24 protein-coding genes and 1 riboswitch are annotated in these 19,833 nt (G+C 75.5%); of the genes, 14 read left to right on the top strand and 10 right to left on the bottom strand.

Annotated features, from left to right (window positions below):
• Positions 1 to 37: 37 nt before the first annotated feature.
• From MODMU_RS10215 to MODMU_RS10200, 4 genes are read left to right on the top strand one after another with little or no spacing between them, the layout of a single operon-like run.
• Complete coding sequence (locus tag MODMU_RS10215) at positions 38 to 1,180, top strand: LLM class flavin-dependent oxidoreductase (RefSeq protein ID WP_014740152.1); 1,143 nt, start codon at positions 38 to 40, stop codon at positions 1,178 to 1,180.
• Entirely contained in the window at positions 1,177 to 1,803 is a 627-nt protein-coding gene (locus MODMU_RS10210) for an FMN reductase (RefSeq protein ID WP_014740151.1), read from the top strand. Before MODMU_RS10215 ends, MODMU_RS10210 begins: the two co-directional genes overlap by 4 nt.
• Positions 1,804 to 1,825: 22 nt before the next feature.
• On the top strand, positions 1,826 to 2,674 hold the full coding sequence (locus tag MODMU_RS10205; protein ID WP_014740150.1) for an alpha/beta fold hydrolase: 849 nt from the start codon (positions 1,826 to 1,828) through the stop codon (positions 2,672 to 2,674).
• A complete protein-coding gene (locus tag MODMU_RS10200; RefSeq protein WP_014740149.1) occupies positions 2,671 to 3,570 on the top strand; it encodes a maleylpyruvate isomerase N-terminal domain-containing protein in 900 nt (299 codons plus the stop codon). Before MODMU_RS10205 ends, MODMU_RS10200 begins: the two co-directional genes overlap by 4 nt.
• An 18-nt stretch (positions 3,571 to 3,588) precedes the next feature.
• Here the strand turns inward: MODMU_RS10200 and MODMU_RS10195 are convergent, their stop codons facing one another.
• From MODMU_RS10195 to MODMU_RS10170, 6 genes are all read right to left on the bottom strand, one after another.
• Positions 3,589 to 4,728: a serine hydrolase domain-containing protein gene (locus MODMU_RS10195; RefSeq protein WP_014740148.1), complete on the bottom strand. Its 1,140-nt coding sequence runs from the start codon at positions 4,726 to 4,728 to the stop codon at positions 3,589 to 3,591.
• Positions 4,729 to 4,796: 68 nt separating this feature from the next.
• Positions 4,797 to 5,396: a YceI family protein gene (locus MODMU_RS10190; RefSeq protein WP_014740147.1), complete on the bottom strand. Its 600-nt coding sequence runs from the start codon at positions 5,394 to 5,396 to the stop codon at positions 4,797 to 4,799.
• A gap of 179 nt (positions 5,397 to 5,575) precedes the next feature.
• The gene (locus tag MODMU_RS10185) at positions 5,576 to 6,313 is read right to left on the bottom strand and encodes an aggregation-promoting factor C-terminal-like domain-containing protein (RefSeq protein ID WP_014740146.1); all 738 of its coding nucleotides are present in this window, start codon (positions 6,311 to 6,313) and stop codon (positions 5,576 to 5,578) included.
• Positions 6,314 to 6,502: 189 nt separating this feature from the next.
• A riboswitch (cyclic di-AMP (ydaO/yuaA leader) is annotated at positions 6,503 to 6,653 on the bottom strand.
• Between the two features lie 209 nt (positions 6,654 to 6,862).
• On the bottom strand, positions 6,863 to 7,501 hold the full coding sequence (locus tag MODMU_RS10180; protein ID WP_014740145.1) for a class I SAM-dependent methyltransferase: 639 nt from the start codon (positions 7,499 to 7,501) through the stop codon (positions 6,863 to 6,865).
• A gap of 1 nt (position 7,502) precedes the next feature.
• Positions 7,503 to 8,042 (bottom strand): universal stress protein, encoded by a 540-nt coding sequence (locus tag MODMU_RS10175; RefSeq protein ID WP_014740144.1) that lies wholly within the window; start codon positions 8,040 to 8,042, stop codon positions 7,503 to 7,505.
• 124 nt (positions 8,043 to 8,166) lie between these two features.
• Positions 8,167 to 8,580, bottom strand: coding sequence for a DUF5709 domain-containing protein (locus MODMU_RS10170; protein ID WP_014740143.1), 414 nt, complete (start codon positions 8,578 to 8,580; stop codon positions 8,167 to 8,169).
• 162 nt (positions 8,581 to 8,742) lie between these two features.
• On the opposite strand from MODMU_RS10170, the gene MODMU_RS10165 reads away from it, so the two are divergent.
• From MODMU_RS10165 to MODMU_RS10155, 4 genes are all read left to right on the top strand, one after another.
• Positions 8,743 to 9,132 carry a cupin domain-containing protein gene (locus MODMU_RS10165; RefSeq protein ID WP_014740142.1) on the top strand — a complete coding sequence of 130 codons (390 nt, stop codon included), beginning with the start codon at positions 8,743 to 8,745 and terminating at the stop codon, positions 9,130 to 9,132.
• Between the two features lie 29 nt (positions 9,133 to 9,161).
• A complete protein-coding gene (locus MODMU_RS10160) occupies positions 9,162 to 10,073 on the top strand; it encodes a Dyp-type peroxidase (RefSeq protein WP_014740141.1) in 912 nt (303 codons plus the stop codon).
• A 3-nt stretch (positions 10,074 to 10,076) separates the two neighbouring features.
• On the top strand, positions 10,077 to 10,226 hold the full coding sequence (locus MODMU_RS28430) for a hypothetical protein (protein WP_166503343.1): 150 nt from the start codon (positions 10,077 to 10,079) through the stop codon (positions 10,224 to 10,226).
• Between the two features lie 64 nt (positions 10,227 to 10,290).
• A complete protein-coding gene (locus tag MODMU_RS10155) occupies positions 10,291 to 12,027 on the top strand; it encodes a pyruvate dehydrogenase (protein ID WP_014740140.1) in 1,737 nt (578 codons plus the stop codon).
• Between the two features lie 9 nt (positions 12,028 to 12,036).
• On the opposite strand, the gene MODMU_RS10150 is transcribed toward MODMU_RS10155, so the two are convergent.
• Entirely contained in the window at positions 12,037 to 12,330 is a 294-nt protein-coding gene (locus MODMU_RS10150) for a hypothetical protein (protein WP_014740139.1), read from the bottom strand.
• Between the two features lie 51 nt (positions 12,331 to 12,381).
• A complete protein-coding gene (locus MODMU_RS10145) occupies positions 12,382 to 13,125 on the bottom strand; it encodes an SDR family NAD(P)-dependent oxidoreductase (RefSeq protein ID WP_014740138.1) in 744 nt (247 codons plus the stop codon).
• A 59-nt stretch (positions 13,126 to 13,184) separates the two neighbouring features.
• On the opposite strand from MODMU_RS10145, the gene MODMU_RS10140 reads away from it, so the two are divergent.
• Complete coding sequence (locus tag MODMU_RS10140; RefSeq protein ID WP_014740137.1) at positions 13,185 to 13,784, top strand: hypothetical protein; 600 nt, start codon at positions 13,185 to 13,187, stop codon at positions 13,782 to 13,784.
• 57 nt (positions 13,785 to 13,841) lie between these two features.
• Positions 13,842 to 14,681, top strand: a complete 840-nt coding sequence (locus MODMU_RS10135) for an HpcH/HpaI aldolase/citrate lyase family protein (RefSeq protein ID WP_014740136.1) — start codon at positions 13,842 to 13,844, stop codon at positions 14,679 to 14,681.
• Here the strand turns inward: MODMU_RS10135 and MODMU_RS10130 are convergent.
• Both MODMU_RS10130 and MODMU_RS10125 read right to left on the bottom strand, forming a co-directional pair.
• Entirely contained in the window at positions 14,678 to 15,430 is a 753-nt protein-coding gene (locus tag MODMU_RS10130) for a putative protein N(5)-glutamine methyltransferase (protein WP_014740135.1), read from the bottom strand. The two genes, MODMU_RS10135 and MODMU_RS10130, sit on opposite strands and share 4 nt — an antisense overlap.
• Complete coding sequence (locus MODMU_RS10125) at positions 15,427 to 16,239, bottom strand: putative hydro-lyase (RefSeq protein ID WP_014740134.1); 813 nt, start codon at positions 16,237 to 16,239, stop codon at positions 15,427 to 15,429. Before MODMU_RS10125 ends, MODMU_RS10130 begins: the two co-directional genes overlap by 4 nt.
• A 123-nt stretch (positions 16,240 to 16,362) precedes the next feature.
• Between MODMU_RS10125 and MODMU_RS10120 the strand changes: the two genes are divergently transcribed.
• The 4 genes from MODMU_RS10120 to MODMU_RS10105 are packed head-to-tail and all read left to right on the top strand — an operon-like array spanning position 16,363 to position 19,824.
• Positions 16,363 to 17,613 (top strand): NRAMP family divalent metal transporter, encoded by a 1,251-nt coding sequence (locus MODMU_RS10120; protein WP_014740133.1) that lies wholly within the window; start codon positions 16,363 to 16,365, stop codon positions 17,611 to 17,613.
• Positions 17,614 to 17,627: 14 nt separating this feature from the next.
• Positions 17,628 to 18,380 carry a LamB/YcsF family protein gene (locus MODMU_RS10115; RefSeq protein ID WP_166503445.1) on the top strand — a complete coding sequence of 251 codons (753 nt, stop codon included), beginning with the start codon at positions 17,628 to 17,630 and terminating at the stop codon, positions 18,378 to 18,380.
• Entirely contained in the window at positions 18,380 to 18,988 is a 609-nt protein-coding gene (locus tag MODMU_RS10110) for a 5-oxoprolinase subunit B family protein (protein WP_014740131.1), read from the top strand. Before MODMU_RS10115 ends, MODMU_RS10110 begins: the two co-directional genes overlap by 1 nt.
• Positions 18,985 to 19,824, top strand: coding sequence for a 5-oxoprolinase subunit C family protein (locus tag MODMU_RS10105; RefSeq protein ID WP_014740130.1), 840 nt, complete (start codon positions 18,985 to 18,987; stop codon positions 19,822 to 19,824). The genes MODMU_RS10110 and MODMU_RS10105 overlap by 4 nt, the downstream gene beginning before the upstream one ends.
• The last annotated feature ends 9 nt before the right edge of the window (positions 19,825 to 19,833 follow it).

The raw sequence follows: 19,833 nt of genomic DNA, 5'->3' as shown, positions 1-19,833 counted from the left end.
TCTCAACCAGTGCGGCTCAGACGAGAGGGAGCACGAGATGCAGTTCGGGATCTTCACCGTCGGCGACGTCACGCCCGACCCGACGACCGGTCGCACCCCGACCGAGGCCGAGCGGTTGAGGTCGCTGGTCACCATCGCGCTCAAGGCGGAGGAGGTCGGACTCGACGTCTTCGCGCAGGGCCAGCACCACAACCCGCCGTTCGTCGTCTCCTCCCCCACCACGACGCTGGGCTACATCGCCGCCAAGACCGAGAAGCTGGTCCTGTCGACGTCCACGACGCTGATCACCACCACCGACCCGGTGAAGATCGCCGAGGACTTCGCCACGCTGCAGCACGTGGCCGACGGCCGCGTCGACCTGATGATGGGCCGCGGCAACACCGGTCCGGTCTACCCGTGGTTCGGCAAGGACATCCGCGACGGCATCCCGCTGGCCGTGGAGAACTACCAGCTGCTGCGCCGGCTGTGGCGCGAGGACGTCGTGGACTGGTCCGGCCAGTTCCGCACCCCGCTGCAGGGCTTCACCTCGACGCCCCGCCCGCTGGACGGCGTCCCGCCGTTCGTCTGGCACGGCTCGATCCGCAGCCCGCAGATCGCCGAGCAGGCCGCGTACTACGGCGACGGCTTCTTCCACAACCACATCTTCTGGCCGGCCTCGCACACCCAGCAGATGGTCGAGTTCTACCGCCGCCGCTTCGAGCACTACGGCCACGGCAGCGCCGACCAGGCGATCGTCGGGCTGGGCGGCCAGGTGTTCATGCGGAAGAACTCCCAGGACGCCGTCCGTGAGTTCCGCCCGTACTTCGACAACGCCCCCGTCTACGGCCACGGCCCGTCGCTCGAGGAGTTCACCTCCCAGACGCCGCTGACCGTCGGCAGCCCGCAGCAGGTCATCGAGCGGACGCTGGGCTTCCGCGACTACGTCGGTGACTACCAGCGCCAGCTGTTCCTGATGGACCACGCCGGCCTGCCGCTGAAGACGGTGCTGGAGCAGCTGGACATCCTCGGTGAGGAGGTCGTGCCCGTGCTGCGCCGCGAGTTCGCCGCGCTCAAGCCGGCCCACGTGCCGGACGCCCCGACCCACGCCTCGCTGGTCGCCGCCGCCGGGGGCGCGCACGACACCACCGTGCACGCCGTCGACGACGTCACCGGCCAGACCGTCGAGGCGGCGGCGCTGTGACCACCCGGACGATGGCCGTGGTCAGCGCCGGGTTGAGCAACCCCAGCTCGACCCGGCTGCTGGCCGACCGGCTGGCCACCGCCGCGGTGGCGGCGCTGCGCGCCCGCGGGGACGACGCCACCGTCGAGGTCGTCGAGCTGCGGGACCACGCGCGGGGCCTGGTCGACGACCTGACGACCGGCTTCGCCGGCACCGAGCTGCAGGCCGCGATCGACACGGTCGTCGGCGCGGACGCGGTGATCGCCGTGACGCCGGTGTTCTCCGCCTCCTACAGCGGGCTGTTCAAGACGTTCTTCGACGTGCTGGACAAGGACGCGCTGATCGGCACCCCCGTGCTGCTCGGCGCCACCGCCGGGACGGCGCGGCACTCGCTGGCGGTGGAGTACGCGATGCGGCCGCTGTTCGCCTACCTGCGAGCGGTGCCGGTGCCCACCGGCGTCTTCGCGGCCAGCGAGGACTGGGCCGGCGGCGGCGACACCGCACTGGCCGACCGCGTCGAGCGGGCCGCCGGCGAGCTGGCCGACGTCCTCGCCGGTCGCGCCGGCCGGCCGGCCGCTCCCCGGCCGGCCGACCCGTTCGCCGACCCCACCACCTCCTTCGAGGAGCTGCTGAGGGGGCACTGACCCCATCGGGCAGGATCCGGGCATGCCCGCACCGCCGTGGTTCACCCAGGCCCTCGCCCAGGAACCGGAGCACCGGGACGTCGTCGTCGCCGGCGCCCGGGTCGCCCACCGGGTCTGGGGGCCGGTCGGCGCCCCGGGCGTCGTGCTGGTGCACGGCGGCGCCGCGCACTCCGGGTGGTGGGACCACGTCGCACCGCTGCTCACCGGGCACCGGGTGGTGGCGCTGGACCTCACCGGCCACGGCAGCAGCGACCGGCGGGACAGCTACGACCCGCACCTGTGGGCCCGCGAGGTGGTCGCCGTCGCCGCCGCGGCCGAGCTGGACCGGCCGGTCGTGGTCGGGCACAGCATGGGCGGCTGGGTCGCCGTCACCGTCGCCGCCGAGCACGCCGGCGACGTCTCCTCGGTGGTGGTCGTCGACTCGCCGCTCAACGACCAGCCCCCGGACGAGGAGCGGCTCCGCGAGCGCCGCCGCCCGCACCGGGTGTACCCCACCGCCGAGGAGGCGGTCGCCCGGTTCCGCACCCTCCCCCCGCAGGACGTCGTCCTGCCCTTCGTCCGCGACCACGTCGCCCGCGGGTCGCTGCGCGCGGTCGAGGGCGGCTGGTCCTGGGCGTTCGACCCGGACTTCTTCGGCGCCCGGCTGCGGCTGCGCGACCTGCTGCCCGGCGCGGGCGCGCCGCTGACCCTGCTGCGCTGCGAGCACGGGCTGGTGTCCGCGGCGATGGCCGAGGAGATGGCCGGGCTGGTCCGCGGCGGGATGCCCGTCGTCGAGCTGCCCGACGCCGGGCACCACCCGATGCTCGACCAGCCGCTGGCGCTGGTCGCCGCCCTGCGCACGCTGCTCGCGCTCCGGGCACCACGCCGGTGACCGGGCCGCACGGGCCGCACGGCATGGCCGACGCCGGGCGCGCGGAGGTCGGCGCGATGGTGCTCGGCGCCTGGGACGCCTTCCTGGACCAGGCGGCCGCGGTCGACCTGCAGCGGGCGACCCGGCTGCCCGGGTGGCGCGCGCAGGAGGTCTGCGTGCACCTGGGCGCCTGGCCCGACCGCGCGGCGCTGGCCGGCCTGGTCGCCGGTGCCCGGGCGGGGGGCACCGGGGAGCCCGGCGACCCCGACGCGTCCAACGCCCGGGTCACCGCCGCCCACCGGGACGCCGACCGGCCGGCCGTGCTCGCCGCGCTGCGGGCCGCACGGGAGGCGACCGAGCGCTACCTGGCCGACGAGCCGGTGGAGCTCGACACTGCACTGACGGTGTCCACCGTGGGCCGGCTGCCGATGCTCAGCGTGCTGCTCGGGCAGGCCTACGAGCTCGCCGTGCACGGGCTGGACCTGGTCTCCGCCGGCGCACCGGCCCCGCCGGCGCCGGTGCTGCAGTCGGGCATCGCGGCCCTCGCCGACGTCACCGGTGCGCTGGCCGCCGCCCAGGGCCTCACCGCCGGCGCCGCGCTCGCCACGCCGGACGGCGGCTGGGCCTTCGCCGCCGACCCGTCGGGCTGGACCGTGCGCCGGCTGGCCGCCGGGGAGGTGCCCGGCACGGCGGTGGAGGCGCCGGCCGACCTGCTGCTGGACGCCGCCTCCGGCCGGGTCAACCCGGTCGCGGCACTGGCCCGCCGCCGGCTGCGGGTGCACGAGCTGACCGGGCTGATGCAGCTCGCGCCGATCGTCCAGTCGGCGCCGGGCATCCCCGGCGGCCCCATCCTGCAGCTGGCCGCCCGGACGCTGGGCACCACCGGCGGGCTGCTGGGCCGGCTGCGCCGCGGCTGAGCCACCGGGCTCGGGGCATCAGAGACAGCGGTACAGCGCGCGCCAGAAGTCCGGGAGGAAGGTGTCCCCCGGGTAGGCGCCGCGCTGGGTCAGCAGCACGGCCACCAGGTCCCGCCCGGGGTCGACGTAGGCGGTGGTGCCGGTCCCGCCGTCCCAGCCCCAGCGGCCGGGCTGGTCCCACGGGTCGCCCGGCTCGACCTGGACGCCGACCTGCATGCCCCAGGACCGCCCCGGGCCGAGGAAGTCGGCGGCCTCGCGGCGTTGCGCGGCGGTCAGCGTGTCGGTGGTCATCGCCGCCACGGAGGCGGCGCCGAGCACCGGTCCGCCGCCGTCGGCCAGTGCGCAGAGGAAGGCGAGCACGTCCGGCGCGGTGGACACCAGCCCGCTGGCCAGCCCCTCGAACAGCGGCGGCCGGGCGGCCACCCCGTCGGCGGGGTCGAGCAGCTCCAGGCCGCCGTCGGCCGGGAGGTAGGCCGCTCCCAGCCGCCCGGGGTCGCAGGCCCAGAAGCCGGTCGAGCCGAGGCCGAGCGGGCCGGTGACCCGGGACTCCAGCAGCGCGTGCAGCGGCCGGCCGGACGCCCGGGCGAGCAGCACGGAGAGCGCGTCGGTGCTCAGGTGGTACAGCCAGCGGGTGCCGGGCTGGGCGACCAGCGGCAGCGCGCCGAGCCGGCGGGCGTACTCGTCGTGGTCCAGCTGCGGCGGGAGGGGGCCGGGGCCGATGCCCGCCTCGTCGACGGCCACGGCGATCGGCGAGGAGTCCCAGACCCCGCCGAAGCCGGGGGTGCTGCTGAGCAGGTGCCGCACGGTGATCGGGCGCTCGGCGGGCACGGTGTCGTCCAGCGCCGCGCCCGGGCTGCGCAGCACCCGCGGCTCGGCCAGCTCGGGCAGCCACCGGGCCACCGGGTCGTCGAGGCCCAGCACCCCGTCCTCGACGAGGGCCAGGGTCAGCGCGCCGGCGACGGGCTTGGACACCGACGCCAGCCGGAACAGCGAGTCCGGTCGCACCGGGTCGGTGCCGCCGAGGGTGAGGCAGCCGCCGGTGTGCACCTCGACCGCGCCGCGGAACCGCACCGCGGCGGCGAAGCCGGGCAGCCGGCCGTCCTGCACCCGCGCCTGCAGCATCGACCAGACGGTGACGAACCGGGACAGGTGCGGCATGCCAGCCTCCAGCGGCGACGGGGTCCGCAGTGCAGACCCCGGCGGCGCGGGGAACTCATCGGCCCCGGTCAGGACACCTTGATGGCCGAGACGTCGAACTCCACCTGGATGCGGTCGCTGACCAGCACGCCGCCGGTGTCCAGCACGGTGTTCCAGGTGAGGTCCCAGTCGCTGCGCTTGATCGCCAGCGCCCCCTCGAAGCCGACCCGGGTGTTGCCGAACGGGTCCAGCGCGGAGCCGGTGAGGGTGAAGTCGACCGAGACCGGCCGGGTCATGTCCTTGATGGTGAGGTCGCCGGTCACCCGGTACACGTCGTCGTCGACCTGCTCCACGCCGGTGGAGGTGAACAGCATCTGCGGGTACCGCTCGACGTCGAGGAAGTCCGGCGAGCGCAGGTGGCCGTCGCGGTCGGGCGTGCCGGTGTCGATGCTGGCGGTGTCGATCCGCAGCACCACGCTGCTGGCCGAGGGCTTCGCGGTGTCCAGGTGGGCGGTCCCGCTGAACTGGGTGAACGCCCCGCGGACGGTGGTCACCATCGCGTGCCGGGCGCGGATGCCGATGCGGGTGTGCGCCACGTCGACGGCGTAGTCGCCGGTCACGTCGGCCAGGGCGCTGGTGGCGGCGTCGAAGTCCGTCGTGGCGCCCTCGGGTGCGCGGTGTCTGCCCACGGGTCAGCGCTCCTCGTCTGGGTTGTCCACCAGGCAATCCTGCCCGATGCGGTCCCGCACGTCAGCGGGAGGTGCCCGCCGACCCGCGTGTCGGCGCCACCCGGACGCACCGGGGGCCCGGGTCCGCCAGGACCCGGGCCCCCGATGGAGGTGCGGTGGAGGTGCGGTGGAGCTGCGGCTCAGTACCAGCCGGTGGACTTCGAGTGCGACCACGCGCCGCACGGCGAGCCGTACCGCGAGTCGATGTAGATCAGCCCGGCGTCGATCTGCCGGTAGCCGTCCGAGGTCTTCGCGATCCCGGTGCTCTTCCAGGTCGAGTCGAGGAACTGCGGGATGCCGTAGGCGGTGCTGGAGGGGTTCTGCGCGTTGGGGTTCCAGCCGCTCTCCTTGCCCCACAGGCTCTCCAGGCAGGAGAACTCGCTGGCGTCCCCGCCGAGCTGGGCCAGCGCGTAGTCCTGGAAGGAACCGCGCGAGGCCGACCCCGAGCTGGCGGCGGCCGGCGCCCGGGTGGTGGCGGGAGCGGGCTTGGCGGCGGCGGCAGCGGCCTTCGCCTGCGCGGCGGCCTCGGCGTCGGCGGCGGCCTTGGCCTCGGCAGCGGCCTGGGCCTCGGCGGCGGCCTTCGCCTCCGCGGCGGCCTGGGCCTCGGCGGCGGCCTTCGCCTCGGCGGCGGCCTTGGCCTCGATCGCGGCCTGGTCGGCGGCGGCCTGGGACTGCGCGGCGGCGCTCTGCTGGGCCTCCCGCTCGCTGCGGCTGGCGGCCAGCTCACCCAGGCGCTCGCTGACGTCCTCGGTGGTGGACGTGGCGCCGGCGGCGGAGTCCTGCGCGCTCTCCTGCAGCTGGGCGGCGACGCTGATCGGCTCGTCGGCGCCGGCCACGGCGGCGGCGTCGGGCTGACCGGCGGCGAAGACGTTGACCATGACGCCGCCGGCGACGGCGACGGCGAGGAGGAACGCGGGGCGGCGCAGCCCGGCGGGGGCCGGCGGCGGCTCGCGCCCGTGGCGGCGAGCTCCGCGGTGGCCGGCTGGTCGGTGCCGACCTCGGTGAGCACCTCGGTGGGGGCAGACGTGTGCGGGGTGGGGCGACGGGACAGCAAGAAGGGGACTCCGGTGGTCTTCCGTGGCCGCCTACCGAGTTAGCTGACGGGTTCGGGCGGGAAGAAGCCCTACCCGACCCGGGCACGTGCCCAGGTCAGGATTCACCCCAGTGCTGCGGTGGGTCCCCGGCTCGCTGCGGTGAGCGACTCGGCGGCATCCGGCTCGGGCTCCCCGGCTGGGGACCTGACGTCCGACCGGACCCAGCCAACGTAGATGCCGTTACCCGCTCGTGACAATGCTGGGGCCCACATTTCGTAGTGATCTGTCCCGTCCGGCCACTACCAGTGGTGTGTGAGCGTGCTCAACGGGCAGGTGGGACAGGGGGGACGCGTGGGAATGTGAACGTGCCCACAGGCGCGCCACGGGCGGCACTCAGGGCAGCCGCCACACCGTCGTCCGCCGGGCCGGCCCGCCGTCGGCGTCGACGACGTCGTAGACCGCCTGCTCGACCAGGCCCTCACTGGGCACGTAGGCGCGCCCCGGGTCGCCGAGGAACACGCTCGCCCCACCCAGCCAGGCCGCGCCGAGGAACGGCAGCACCCGGCCGGTCATCTCGCGGTCGTAGCAGACGTCACCGGCCAGCACGACCTCGACGTCGGGGAGCTCGTCGGCCAGCACGTCCCCGACCACCTCGATGCCCGACACCCCGTTGAGCTCGGCGTTCAGCGCGACGGCGGTGTGCGAGTACGGGTCCACGTCGCTGGCCACCACCGCGCGGGCACCGGCCAGCAGCGCCGCCACCGCGACCAGCCCGCTGCCCGCCCCCAGGTCGAGCACCCGGCGGCCGGCGACGGTCCCGGGGTGGTCGAGCACGTAGCGGGCCAGCGCCTGCCCGCCGGGCCAGGCCGCGGCCCAGAACGGCGGGTCCAGCCCGGCGCCGCCGCCCTCGGTCTCCATCGCCTCCCACAGCCCGACGACGTCGTCGGCGACGTGCAGCTGCACCTCGGGGACGAGGGTCGGCCGGGCGACCCGGGTGTGCGCGCGCAGGAAGGCCGGGGGGACGGGCTGCACCTCAGTCCTTGCGGTCGCTGCGGACCACCGTGACCGGGCACGGCGCGTGGTGGGTGACCTGGTCGCTGACCGAGCCGAGCAGCAGGCCGGCGAAGCCGCCCCGCCCGCGGGCCCCGACGACCAGCACGTCGGCGCCGGCCGCCGCCTCGATCAGCGCGCGCACCGGCTGGGTGTGCACCACGTGGCAGGTGGCCCGGGCGGCCCGCTCGACGCCGAGCACCGCGGCGACGTCGGCCTCCAGGTCGGCCAGCACGGCCTTCTCGTAGTCGGTGACAGGCGGCACGTAGCCCGGCTCCCAGGTCGACGGCTGCGGGGCGGTGGCGATCCGCCACGCCCGCACCACGTGCAGCGGCCAGTCCGCCCGCTCGGCCAGCGCGGCGGCCCACTCCAGCGCCTCCTGCGCGCAGCCGGAGCCGTCGTGCCCGACCACCACACCGCCCTCGACCACCGCGCGCGTCGAGATCTCCGCGTCGTCGACCGGCTCGACCGCTGCCTCGTCGAGCTCCGCGGCGACCACCGCGTCCCGGGACTGCTCCGTCATCGCCGTCCTCCTGCCTCCGCCGCGCTCGCGCGCGGCCCCTCTGCCGGCCGGGGGGCCCGGTCCGGCCACAGCCTCCCCCACCGCCCCGAGGAACGGTCGGGCGCGTCGCCGCGTTCCGGCCGGGTCACTCCCGGACGACGTGGACGGCGGCCTCCTCGGCCGAGGCGCCGGCGCCGTCGATGCCCTCGTCCTCGGCGTACAGCTCGTCGTCGGTGTCGGAGAACCCGTCGCCCTCGTCGTCGGACAGCCGGCCGGCGCGCTCGTCGCCGACCTCGCCGTCGAGCAGCTCCCCGTCGGTGTCGGAGGCGTCACCGAGGCCGTCGCCGTCGTCGGCCGCACCCTCGGGCAGCTCGCGGGCGAGCCGGCCGTCGAGCCCCTCCCCCGCCTCCTCCTCCCGGTCGGTGGTGCCCCAGTCGTTGGACACCCAGGGCCGGTCGGCCGGCGAGTACCCGGCGGTGTCGTCGTCCACGTCGCCGGAGAGGGTGTCCGACACCGTCTCGAGGGTCTGCGGGTCGGTGCCGTCGTGCTCGCTGCGCATGGGGTTCCTCCGTCGTCCGGGGCGGTGTGCGGGAGGAGTCTGCGCCCCCGGCCCGCGCCGCCACCAGGGTCCTCGGATCGCGCCGCGGGCCGCTCTGCTCTTGACTGATCATGAGCCGGCACGCGCCGGCAGCAGAACGAGCGAGCGAGAGGAACGGCCGACATGGAGCACTTCACCATCGCCACCGTCGCCGAGGAGAGCGCCGACTTCCGTCGGGTGCTCTGGACCGGTGAGCACACCCAGCTGGTGATCATGACGATCCCGGTGGACGGCGAGATCGGCGAGGAGGTGCACGACGTCGACCAGATCCTGACCTTCGTCAGCGGCACCGGGAAGGCCAAGGTCGGCGGGCAGGAGAAGAACGTCGCGCAGGGCGACCTGGTCGTCGTCCCGGCGGGCAAGAAGCACAACTTCCTCAACACCGGCGTGAACCCGCTGGTGCTCTACACCGTCTACGGCCCGCCCGAGCACGCCGACAAGGCGGTGCACAAGACGAAGGAGGAGGCCGACGCCCTCGAGGAGGCCGGCAAGGACGAGCCGCCGACGGACTGACGCGCCGACCGCCTGAGAGGGTGTCGGGCGTGACGACGCAGCCCGGCATCCTCGCCCTCGGCACCCCTGAGCACTGCTACCTCGAGCTCGACCTGGAGCCCGGTCGCACCGCGGAGGACCTGGTCCGCGGGGTGGCCGGGCTCACCGGTCCGCTGTCGACGACGGGCGGGGTGAACGTCGTCGTCGGCTTCCGGCCCGAGCTCTGGGCCTCCGTCGCCCCGGACGACGCCCCCGCCGACGCCGCCGGGTTCACCGAGGACCTGATCGGCCCGGGGCGGTTCCGGATGCCGGCCACCCAGCACGACGCCTGGGTGTGGGTCGCCGGCGGCGACCGGACGGCGGTGTTCGACAACTCCCGCGCGGTGCTGGCCGCGCTGAAGGGCGTGGCCACCGTGGGCGCCGAGGTCACCGGGTGGCTGTACCGGCACCACCGCGACCTCACCGGGTTCATCGACGGCACCGAGAACCCCTCGCTGCTCACCGCCGCCGACGTGGCCGCCGTCCCGGCCGGGGAGCCGGGCGCGGGAGCGAGCGTCGTGCTCTACCAGCTCTGGCGGCACGACAGCGCGACCTGGGAGTCGCTCGGGATGGTCGGCCAGGAGATGAACATGGGCCGCACCAAGCCCGACAGCGTCGAGCTGCCCGAGGACGTCATGCTGCCCAGCGCGCACGTCGCCCGCACCACCGTCGAGGTCGACGGCGAGGAGAGGCAGATCTTCCGGCGCAACGTCGCCTACGGCGGCGTGACCGACCACGGGACGGCGTTCGTCGGCTTCGCCCGGGACCGCTGGCGGCTGCACGAGATGCTGCGCCGGATGGCCGGGGTGGCCGACGGGGTCCGCGACGGGCTGACCCACTACCTCACCCCGCTGACCGGCGCTTACTACACCTGCCCGTCGATCGACGCGCTCACCCGGTTCGCCCCGCCCGAGGAGGGTTGAGCCGTGGACCCGGCCGAGCGCGAGCCGGCCGAGCCGGAGGGCGGCGACCCGGCCTGCTGGCTGGACCAGGTCTGCCCCGCCTGCGGGCGGCTGTCCGAACGGCTGCCGTCCGGGCGGTGCGCCTCCTGCGGTGAGGCCCGGGACACGGACTGACCCATGTTCGACGGCGCCCCGGCGGGTAGGGGTGCAGCAGCCAACCACCTCCGGAGGAGCTCCCATGGCCCACCCCACCGTTGCCGCCCAGCTGGTCGAGATGCTGCGGGACGCCGGCGTCGAACGGATCTACGGGGTGGTGGGCGACAGCCTCAACCCGGTCGTGGACGCCGTCCGGCACACCGCCGGCATCGAGTGGGTGCACGTCAGCAACGAGGAGGGCGGCGCCTTCGCCGCCGCGGCCGAGGCGCAGGTGACCGGGAAGCTGGCCGTCTGCGCGGGGTCGTGCGGGCCGGGCAACACGCACCTGCTGCAGGGCCTGTTCGACGCGCACCGCAGCGGTGCGCCGGTGCTGGCCATCGCCTCGCACATCCAGTCCCAGGAGATCGGGATGGCGTTCTTCCAGGAGACGCACCCCGAGCGGATGTTCCAGGAGTGCTCGTACTGGTGCGAGGTGATGACGCCGAAGCAGATGCCGCACGCCCTGCGGGTGGCCGTCCAGACCGCCGTCGGCAAGCGCGGGGTGTCCGTCGTCGTGCTGCCCGGTGACCTGGCGGCCGAGGAGTCCGGCGGGCCCACGGTGCCGACCGCGATGGTGACCACGCCGTCGCCGGTGCGCCCGGCGGCCGGGCAGGTGCAGGCGCTGGCCGACGCGATCAACGCCGCGCGCACGGTGACGCTGTTCTGCGGGGCGGGCTGCGCGGGAGCGCACGACGAGGTGATGGAGCTGGCCGGGACGGTGCTCTCCCCCGTGGGCCACGCGCTCGGCGGCAAGGAGGTCATCCAGTACGACAACCCCTACGACGTCGGCATGAACGGCCTGCTCGGGTACGGCGCGGCGCACAAGGCCACCCACGAGGCCGACCTGCTGGTGCTGCTGGGCACCGACTTCCCGTACACCAACTTCCTGCCGCAGGCGCGGACGGCGCAGGTCGACGCGGACGCCTCGCACCTGGGCCGGCGCACCCCGCTGGAGGTGGCCGTGCACGGCGACGTCGGGGAGACGATCCGGGCGCTGCTGCCGCTGCTGGAGCGCAAGACCGACCGGACGTTCCTGGACGCGATGCTGCGCGACCACGCGCACGCGCTGGAGAAGGTCGTCGACGCCTACACCCGCAAGGTCGAGAAGATGCGGCCGATCCACCCGGAGTACGTGGCCGCGCAGCTCGACGAGCTCGCCGCCGACGACGCCGTGTTCACCGTGGACACCGGCATGTGCAACGTCTGGGCGGCGCGCTACCTGTCCCCCAACGGCCGGCGCCGGGTGATCGGCTCGTTCCGGCACGGCTCGATGGCCAACGCGCTGCCGCACGCGGTGGGCGCGCAGTTCGCCGACCGGGGCCGCCAGGTGGTGTCGATGAGCGGCGACGGCGGGTTGGCGATGCTGCTCGGGGAGCTGATCACCGTCCGGTTGCACCGGCTGCCGGTGAAGATCGTGCTGTTCAACAACGCGTCGCTGGGCATGGTGAAGCTGGAGATGATGGTCGACGGCATCCCCGACTTCGAGACCGACCACGAGCCCACCGACTTCGCCGCCATCGCCGCCGGCGTCGGGATCCCGTCCTACCGGGTGGAGGACCCGGCGCAGGTGCGGGAGACGCTGGTCCGCGGGCTCGCGGAGCCGGGGCCGGTGCTGATGGAGTTCGTCACCGACGCCAACGCGCTGTCCATCCCGCCGGCGATCACCGGGGAGCAGGTCCGCGGGTTCGCGACCACGGCGACGAAGATGGTGCTCGGCGGCGGGGTCGGGAAGATGGTCGACCTGGCCCGCGCCAACCTGCGGAACGTCCCCCGGCCCTGACCGGGGCGCTCAGGCCGCGGCGCTGCGCCGCCACTGGCTGCCGTACCACCCGGTCAGCAGGTCGCTGCGGACCTGCGCCGGGAGGGCGCCCCAGCGCAGCAGCGCGGCCCGGGCCGGCATCGCGCTGGCCGCGGCCAGCTGGCCGAGCTCGCGGACCCGTTCGGGCCGGGGGCCGGCGTGGCTGCGGTCGTGCAGCCCGGCAGCCAGGTGGGTCTCGTAGGCGGCGAGGATGTCGGCCTGGTGGGCCGAGTCGAACCACTGGGGGCTCCGCGGCGAGCTCGCACCGAGGTGATGACGGATCACGACCCGCTCATCGGCAGGACCCGGACCCGGCGTGACCACCCCCGCCCCTCGTCAGAGCCCGCCGGCCACCCGCAGCACGGCGCCGGTGCAGTAGGCGGCCTCCGGACCGAGCAGCCAGGCGATCGCCGGGGCGATCTCCTCCGGCTCGCCGGGCCGGCCCATCGGCACCCGGCCGGTGACCCGGTCCAGCCGCCCGGCGTCCCCGGCGCCGGCGTGGATGCCGGTGCGCACCAGCCCGGGCGCGACGGCGTTGACCCGGACCCCGTCGTCGGCCAGCTCCTTGGCCAGCCCGACGACGAGCGCGTCGACGCCGGCCTTGGCCGCCGCGTAGTGCACGTACTCGTGCGCCGAGCCCAGGGTCGCCGCGCTGGAGGACACCGCGACGATCGACCCGCCGGCACCGCCGCGCCGGCGGGACATCAGCTGCGCCGCGCGCCGGGCGCACAGCACGACGCCGAGCAGGTTGACGTCCAGCACCTGCCGGACGACGTCCACCGGGGTGTCGGCCAGGTCGCCCAGGTGCGCCGTGACGCCGGCGTTGGCCACCAGCCCGGTCACCACCCCCAGCTCCCCGGCCGCGGCGAAGAGCGCGTCGACCTCGTCGGGGTCGGTCACGTCGGCCCGGACGGCGACCGCCCGCACGCCGCGCGCCTCGGCGTCGGCCACCACGGCCGCGGCCTCGGCGGCGCCGGTGCGGTGGCCGACGACCACGTCGTGGCCGCGGTCGGCGAGGGCGCGGACGGTGGCGGCACCGATCCCCCGGCTGCCGCCGGTGACCAGGGTGAGAGGGGGCACGGGGTGATCCTGGGGCCGGGTCCCGCGGACTGTCACACCCGCCCGGCAGACTCTGCGTCGTGGCCCACCCCTCCGAAGCCGTCGTCCGGCGGCTGCACCCGCTGCTCGTCGAGGTGCGGGACGCACTGCTCCGCGGGCTGGCCGTCAGCCGGGCGATCCACGCCACCCACGACTGGCAGCCCACCGCCGACCGCCACCTCGACCACCAGCTGGTACGCCGGGAGGCGATGGAGCGGCTGCGGCCCTACGCCGAGCACGTCGACCACCCGTTCGGCACCCAGCTCGAGCTGCTCGAACCCGGCAACGACAACCTCGGCCTGCCGATGAGCGGCCTCATCCTGCGCACGCCCACCGAGGTGCTGCGGGTGTGGCACTCCGAGGACGGCGAGCTGCCGGCCGCCGACACCCACGGGCTGCGCGACTTCTACTCCCAGTCGCCCACCGCCCAGCTGCGGCTCCAGCTGGCCCTCGACGCCGTCCCGGGCGACCCGGCCCGCCGCGAGCACCTCGCCCTGCTGTGGGCCGACTCCCGGGCTCCCGGCCGCGACCCGGAGCTGGTCCGCTTCGACCTGGTCCGGCCGCGCGGCTCCAGCGGGCGGCGGGTCGACGTCGACTGGCACGTCGGCCTGCTCGACCGGCTGCGCAGCACCGCCGCCTGACCGCCCGGGGCCACCCCGCGCGCCGTCCGCGGGAGCCCGGTCAGCAGAATGGCCCGCGTGGTGCACAGAGGCAGGCAGGTAGACCCAGGGATCGCTCGCTCGTGGCTGCTGGTCAACGGCGCGCGACCGGAGCTGTTCGACGGCGCGCACGAGTCGCGGGCCGACCAGGTCGTGCTCGACATCGAGGACGCGGTGGACCCGGCGCGCAAGCCGGCCTCCCGCGCCGACGTGGTCGAGTACCTCAGCAGCGGCGACAAGCGCGCCTGGGTCCGGATCAACGACCGGTCGACCGAGTTCTGGTCCGACGACGTCGACGCCCTCAAGGGGCTGCCCGGGCTGGCCGGGGTCATGCTCGCCAAGACCGAGGCCGCCGAGCACGTCACCGAGACCGCCGACCGGCTCGGCGGCGCGACGCCGGTGCTCGCCCTGGTCGAGTCCGCGCTGGGCATCGAGGAGGCGGTGCGGATCGCGTCCGCGCGCGGCGCCTTCCGGCTCGCGTTCGGCAGCGGTGACTACCGCCGCGACACCGGCACCAGCGCCGACGACCTGGCGATGGCCTACCCGCGCTCGCGGCTGGTGATCGCCAGCCGGGTCGGCGGTCTGCCCGGCCCGATCGACGGCCCCACGGTGAGCGCCAGCCACCCGGTGCTGCGCGAGCAGTCGGCGCTGACGGTCTCCCTCGGCCTCACCGGCAAGCTCTGCCTGCAGCTGGACCAGCTGCCGGTCATCAACGAGGTCATCAGCCCGGCCCCCTCCGACGTGGCCTGGGCCCGGGACTTCCTGGCCGACTTCGACGCCCGCGGGCAGGTCATCCGGGACGGCAGCGACCTGCCGCGCCTCGGCCGGGCCCGCAAGATCGAGAAGCTGGCCACCGCCTTCGGCGTCGAGCCCAGCTAGCCGGCGGGGACCTGGCCGACCACCACGGTGCCGGCCAGGTCCTCGTCGGTGACCACCCGCGCGGTCAGCCCTGCCCGGGTCACCGCGGCCAGCGTCCCGGGCGCCTGCCCGCGGCTGGTCTCGATCAACAGCGCCCCACCGGGCGCGAGCCACTCCGGTGCGCCCGCGGCCACCCGGCGTTGCACGTCCAGCCCGTCGTCCCCGCCGTCCAGCGCGGCCCGGGCCTCGTGGTCGCGGGCCTCCGGCGGCATCAGCGCGATCGCCCCGGTCGGCACGTAGGGCGCGTTCGCGACCAGCACGTCGACCCGGCCGCGCAGCGCGGCGGGCAGCGCGTCGTACAGGTCCCCCTCGTGCACCGAGCCCGCGCCGTTGCGCCGGGCGCAGGCCACCGCCGCCGGGTCGACGTCGGCGGCGTGCAGGTCGACCGCGCCGACGGCGGCCGCGACGGCGACGCCCACCGCGCCGGTGCCGCAGCACAGGTCCAGCACGACCGACCCCGGCCGTGCCAGCGCCACCGCCTCGCGCACCAGCACCCGGGTGCGCTGCCGGGGCACGAACACCCCGGGCGCGACGGCGAACCGCAGACCGCAGAACTCCGCCCAGCCCAGCACCTGCTCCAGCGGCTCCCCGGCGACCCGGCGGGCGACCAGTGCCTCCAGGTCACCGCCCGCCTCGAGCATCAGCGCCGCCTCGTCCTCGGCGAACACGCAGCCGGCGGCCCGCAGCCGGGCGACGACGGCCGCGCTCACAGCTGCCGGTAGGCGGCGTCCGGGACGTCGGTGACGAACATGTGCCCCGGCGCGTGGGTGAGGGCGAAGGGCGGGCGGGAGGCCATCAGCGCCGCCTGGGGCGTGACCCCGCAGGCCCAGAACACCGGCACGTCACCCTCCGCGCACTCGACCGGGTCGCCGAAGTCGGGCCGGGCGAGGTCGGCGATGCCCAGGGCCGACGGCGACCCGACGTGCACCGGCGCGCCGTGCACCTGCGGCATCCGGGCGGTGACCTGCACCGCCGTCGCGACCAGCTCCGCGGGCACCGGTCGCATCGAGACGACGAGCGGCCCGGACAGCCGCCCGGCCGGCCGGCAGGCCCGGTTCGTGCGGTACATCGACACGTTCCGGCCCTGCTCGACGTTGCGCACCGGCACGCCGGCGTCCAGCAGTGCGTTCTCGAAGCTGAAGCTGCAGCCGATGAGGAAGGCGACCAGGTCGTCGGTCCACAGGTCGGTGACGTCGGTCGGCTCGTCGACCAGTTCCCCGTCCCGCCAGACCCGGTACCGCGGCAGGTCGGTGCGCAGGTCGGCGCCGGCCGCCAGCACGGTGCCGACCGACCCCGGGTCGGTGACGTCCAGCAGCGGCACCGGCTGCGGGTTCCGCTGGCCGAACAGCAGCATGTCCCAGGCCCAGTCCCGCGGGAGGACGACGAGGTTGGCCTGGGTGAAGCCCGGCGCCTCGCCGGAGCTGGGCACCGCGAGACCGGCCCGGTAGCGCGCCCGGGCGTCGGCGGGCGTGCGGCGGGCGACCGGGTCGGTGCCGGTGGCGGCAGCGGTGGTGGTCATCGGAGACCTCCTCGGGTGCGGGAGCTCGAATTGCCGGAGGGCCTGGCCGACCCTACGGTCGTTCACCACCAGGACACAGCGCAGTTCCCGGATCCGCTCACCGCAGGAACCCTGGAGCGCCCCATGTCGCACACCCCGGAGCAGCACGGCACCGACACCGCGACCGCACCGCCGGGTGGCCGGCTGGCCGCGAGCACCCGCTCCACCCTCCTCGGGGCGATGTTCCTGATGGCCACCTCGGCCATCGGACCGGGGTTCATCACCCAGACGACCGCGTTCACCGTCCAGCTGGGCGCCGCGTTCGCCTTCGCGATCCTCATCTCGATCCTCATCGACATCGCCCTGCAGCTGAACGTCTGGCGGGTCATCGGCGTCAGCGGTCGGCGGGCCCAGGAGCTGGGCAACCTCGTCGCCCCCGGCCTGGGCTGGGTGATGGCCGGGTTCCTGCTGATCGGCGGGCTGGTGTTCAACATCGGCAACGTGAGCGGGGCCGGCCTGGGCACCGACGCGATGTTCGGTCTGGACCCGAAGATCGGCGGCGCGATCTCGGCGCTGATCGCCATCGGGATCTTCCTGAGCAAGCGTGCCGGGGTGGCCGTCGACCGGATCGTCGTCGTCCTGGGCCTGGTGATGATCGCGCTGACCGCCTACGTCGCGGTGACGTCCGGCCCGCCGGTCGGGCAGGCGTTGCGGAACGTCGTCCTGCCCGAGGAGGTCGACTTCCTGGCGATCACCACGCTGGTCGGCGGCACGATCGGCGGGTACATCGTCTACGCCGGCGCGCACCGGCTGCTCGACTCCGGCGTCGCCGGGCCGGAGCACGTCCGGGACATCACCCGCGGCTCGGTCACCGGCATCCTCATCACCGCGGTCATGCGGATCCTCCTCTTCCTGGCGATCCTCGGCGTGGTGACCGGCGGCGCGGCACTCGACCCGGACAACCAGGCCGCCTCGGCCTTCGGCCAGGCCGCCGGCGAGGTGGGGCTCCGGGTGTTCGGCGTCGTGCTCTGGGCGGCAGCGATCACCAGCGTCATCGGTGCCTCGTACACGACCGTCTCCTTCGTCACCTCCCGGACCCGCACCAGCGACCGCACCCGCACGCTGCTGGTCGTCGGCTTCATCGCGGTGACCACGCTGGCCTTCCTGCTCATCGGCACCGCGCCGGCGACCCTGCTGGTCTTCGCCGGTGCCTTCAACGGCCTGCTGCTGCCGATCGGGATCGCCGTCCTGCTGTGGGTGGCCACCCGGCGCACCGACCTGCTGCGCGGCTACCGCTACCCCCGCTGGCTGCTGGGGATCGGCTGGGTCGCCTGGCTGGTGACGCTCTACCTGGCGGTGAACTCGGTCCGCCCGGTGATCGATCTCTTCTCGTGACGCAGGCTGCGCGGGTGGACCTCAACTCCGACCTCGGCGAGGGCTTCGGCCAGTGGACCCTCGGGGACGACGACGCGCTGCTCGGCGTGGTCACCAGCGCCAACGTGGCCTGCGGCTTCCACGCCGGCGACGCCCCGACCATGCGGCGGGTGTGCGCCCGGGCGGTCGCGTCCGGCGTGGCCATCGGCGCGCAGGTCGGCTACCGCGACCTGCCCGGCTTCGGTCGCCGGTTCATCGACGTCGAGCCGGAGGCGCTCACCGCGGACGTCGTCTACCAGCTCGGCGCGCTGGAGGGCTTCGCCCGGATCGCCGGCGACCGGGTGCGCTACGTCAAGCCGCACGGCGCCCTCTACAACGCGATCGTGCACCACGAGGAGCAGGCCGCCGCCGTGGTCGCGGCGGTCGTCGCCTACGACCGGACGCTGCCGGTGCTGGGGCTGCCGGGCTCGGCCTGGCTCCGGCTGGCCGCCGAGGCCGGGCTCACCGTGGTCCACGAGGCCTTCGCCGACCGGGCGTACACCCCCGAGGGCACGCTGGTCTCCCGCCGGCTGTCCGGCGCCGTGCTGCACGACCCCGCGGAGATCGCCGCGCGGTGCGTGGCGATGGCCGCCGGCGAGCCGATCCGGGACGTCGAGGGCGGCGAGCTGACCCTCCAGCCGGGCTCGATCTGCGTGCACGGCGACACCCCCGGCGCGGTGGAGATCGCCCGGCAGGTGCGGCAGGCGCTCACCGCCGCGGGGGTCGAGCTGGCCCCCTTCGCCGGCTGATGCGGCTCCTCCCCAGCGGCAGCGCCGCCCTGCTCGTCGAGCTGGACTCCCTCGACGACGTCCTCGCGCTCTACGCCGCCCTCGGCGACGCGCCCCCCGCCGGCGTCGTGGACGTCGTCCCGGCGGCCCGGACCGTGCTGCTGGTGACCGACCCGGCGCGCACCACCCTGGACGCGGTGGCCGCCGCGGTGCGGACGACGACCCCGCGACCGGGTGCGCAGCGGTCCGGGGACACCGTCGAGCTGCCGGTGCACTACGACGGCACCGACCTCGGCGACGCCGCCGAGCTGCTGGGGCTGACCCCGGACCAGCTGGTGGAGCGGCACACCGGCCGGGAGTGGACGGTCGCCTTCTGCGGCTTCGCGCCCGGCTTCGGCTACCTGACCCAGGACGGCGGCGGGTGGGACGTGCCGCGCCGGTCCACCCCGCGGACCCGGGTCCCGCCGGGGTCGGTGGCGCTGGCCGGGGAGTTCAGCGGGGTCTACCCGCGCGAGTCCCCCGGCGGCTGGCAGCTCATCGGCCGCACCGACGTCGCCGTGTTCGACCTGTCCCGGGACCCGGCCGCGCTGCTCCGCCCCGGCACCCGGGTGCGGTTCACGCCGGCATGAGGTCGCTCACCGTGCTGGCCACCGGGCCGCTCACCACCGTCCAGGACGAGGGCCGCCCGGGCCAGGGCGCGCTCGGCATCGGCCGGTCCGGCGCCTGCGACCGGGCCGCCGCGGCGCTGGCGAACCGGCTGGTCGGCAACCCCCCGGACGCAGCGGTGCTCGAGGTGACGTTCGGCGGGCTGGCCGTCCGCGCAGAGTCCGACCTGCTGGTGGTCAGCACCGGGGCCCGCTGCCCCGGTGCGCCGCACGCCGCGCCGGCGGTGCTCCGCCGCGGTGCGGAGCTGCGGCTCGGGGCCCCGGCAAGCGGGCTGCGCAGCTACCTCGCCGTCCGCGGCGGCATCTCCGTCCCGCCGGTGCTCGGCTCCCGCGCCACCGACGTCCTCTCCGGGCTGGGCCCGCCCGTCGTCGCGGCCGGCGACGTGCTGCCGGTCGGCGAGCCGACCGACCCGCCTCCCGGCGTCGACCTGGCCCCGGTCGCCGACCCACCCGGCGGCGAGGTGACCGTCGGCGTGCTGCCCGGCCCCCGCGCCGACTGGTTCGGTGCCGCCGGCTGGTCGGGGCTGGTCGGGCAGCCGTGGACGGTCAGCAGCGACAGCAACCGGGTCGGCCTGCGGCTGGACGGCGTGCCGCTCGACCGGTTGCGCACCGGCGAGCTGCCCAGCGAGGGCATGGTGCGCGGCGCGCTGCAGGTGCCGCCGGCCGGCACCCCGGTGCTCTTCCTCGCCGACCACCCGGTCACCGGCGGCTACCCGGTCATCGGCTACGTGGCCGACGCCGACGTCGACCGGTGCGCCCAGCTCCGCCCCGGCCAGGAGCTGCGCTTCCGCGCCCGCTGACCACCCGAC

The sequence above is a fragment of the Modestobacter italicus genome (assembly GCF_000306785.1).
Taxonomy (GTDB): Bacteria; Actinomycetota; Actinomycetes; order Mycobacteriales; family Geodermatophilaceae; genus Modestobacter; species Modestobacter italicus.
The sequence above is the reverse complement of the archived record's forward strand: the minus strand, read 5'-3'. Positions and strand labels throughout refer to the sequence as shown.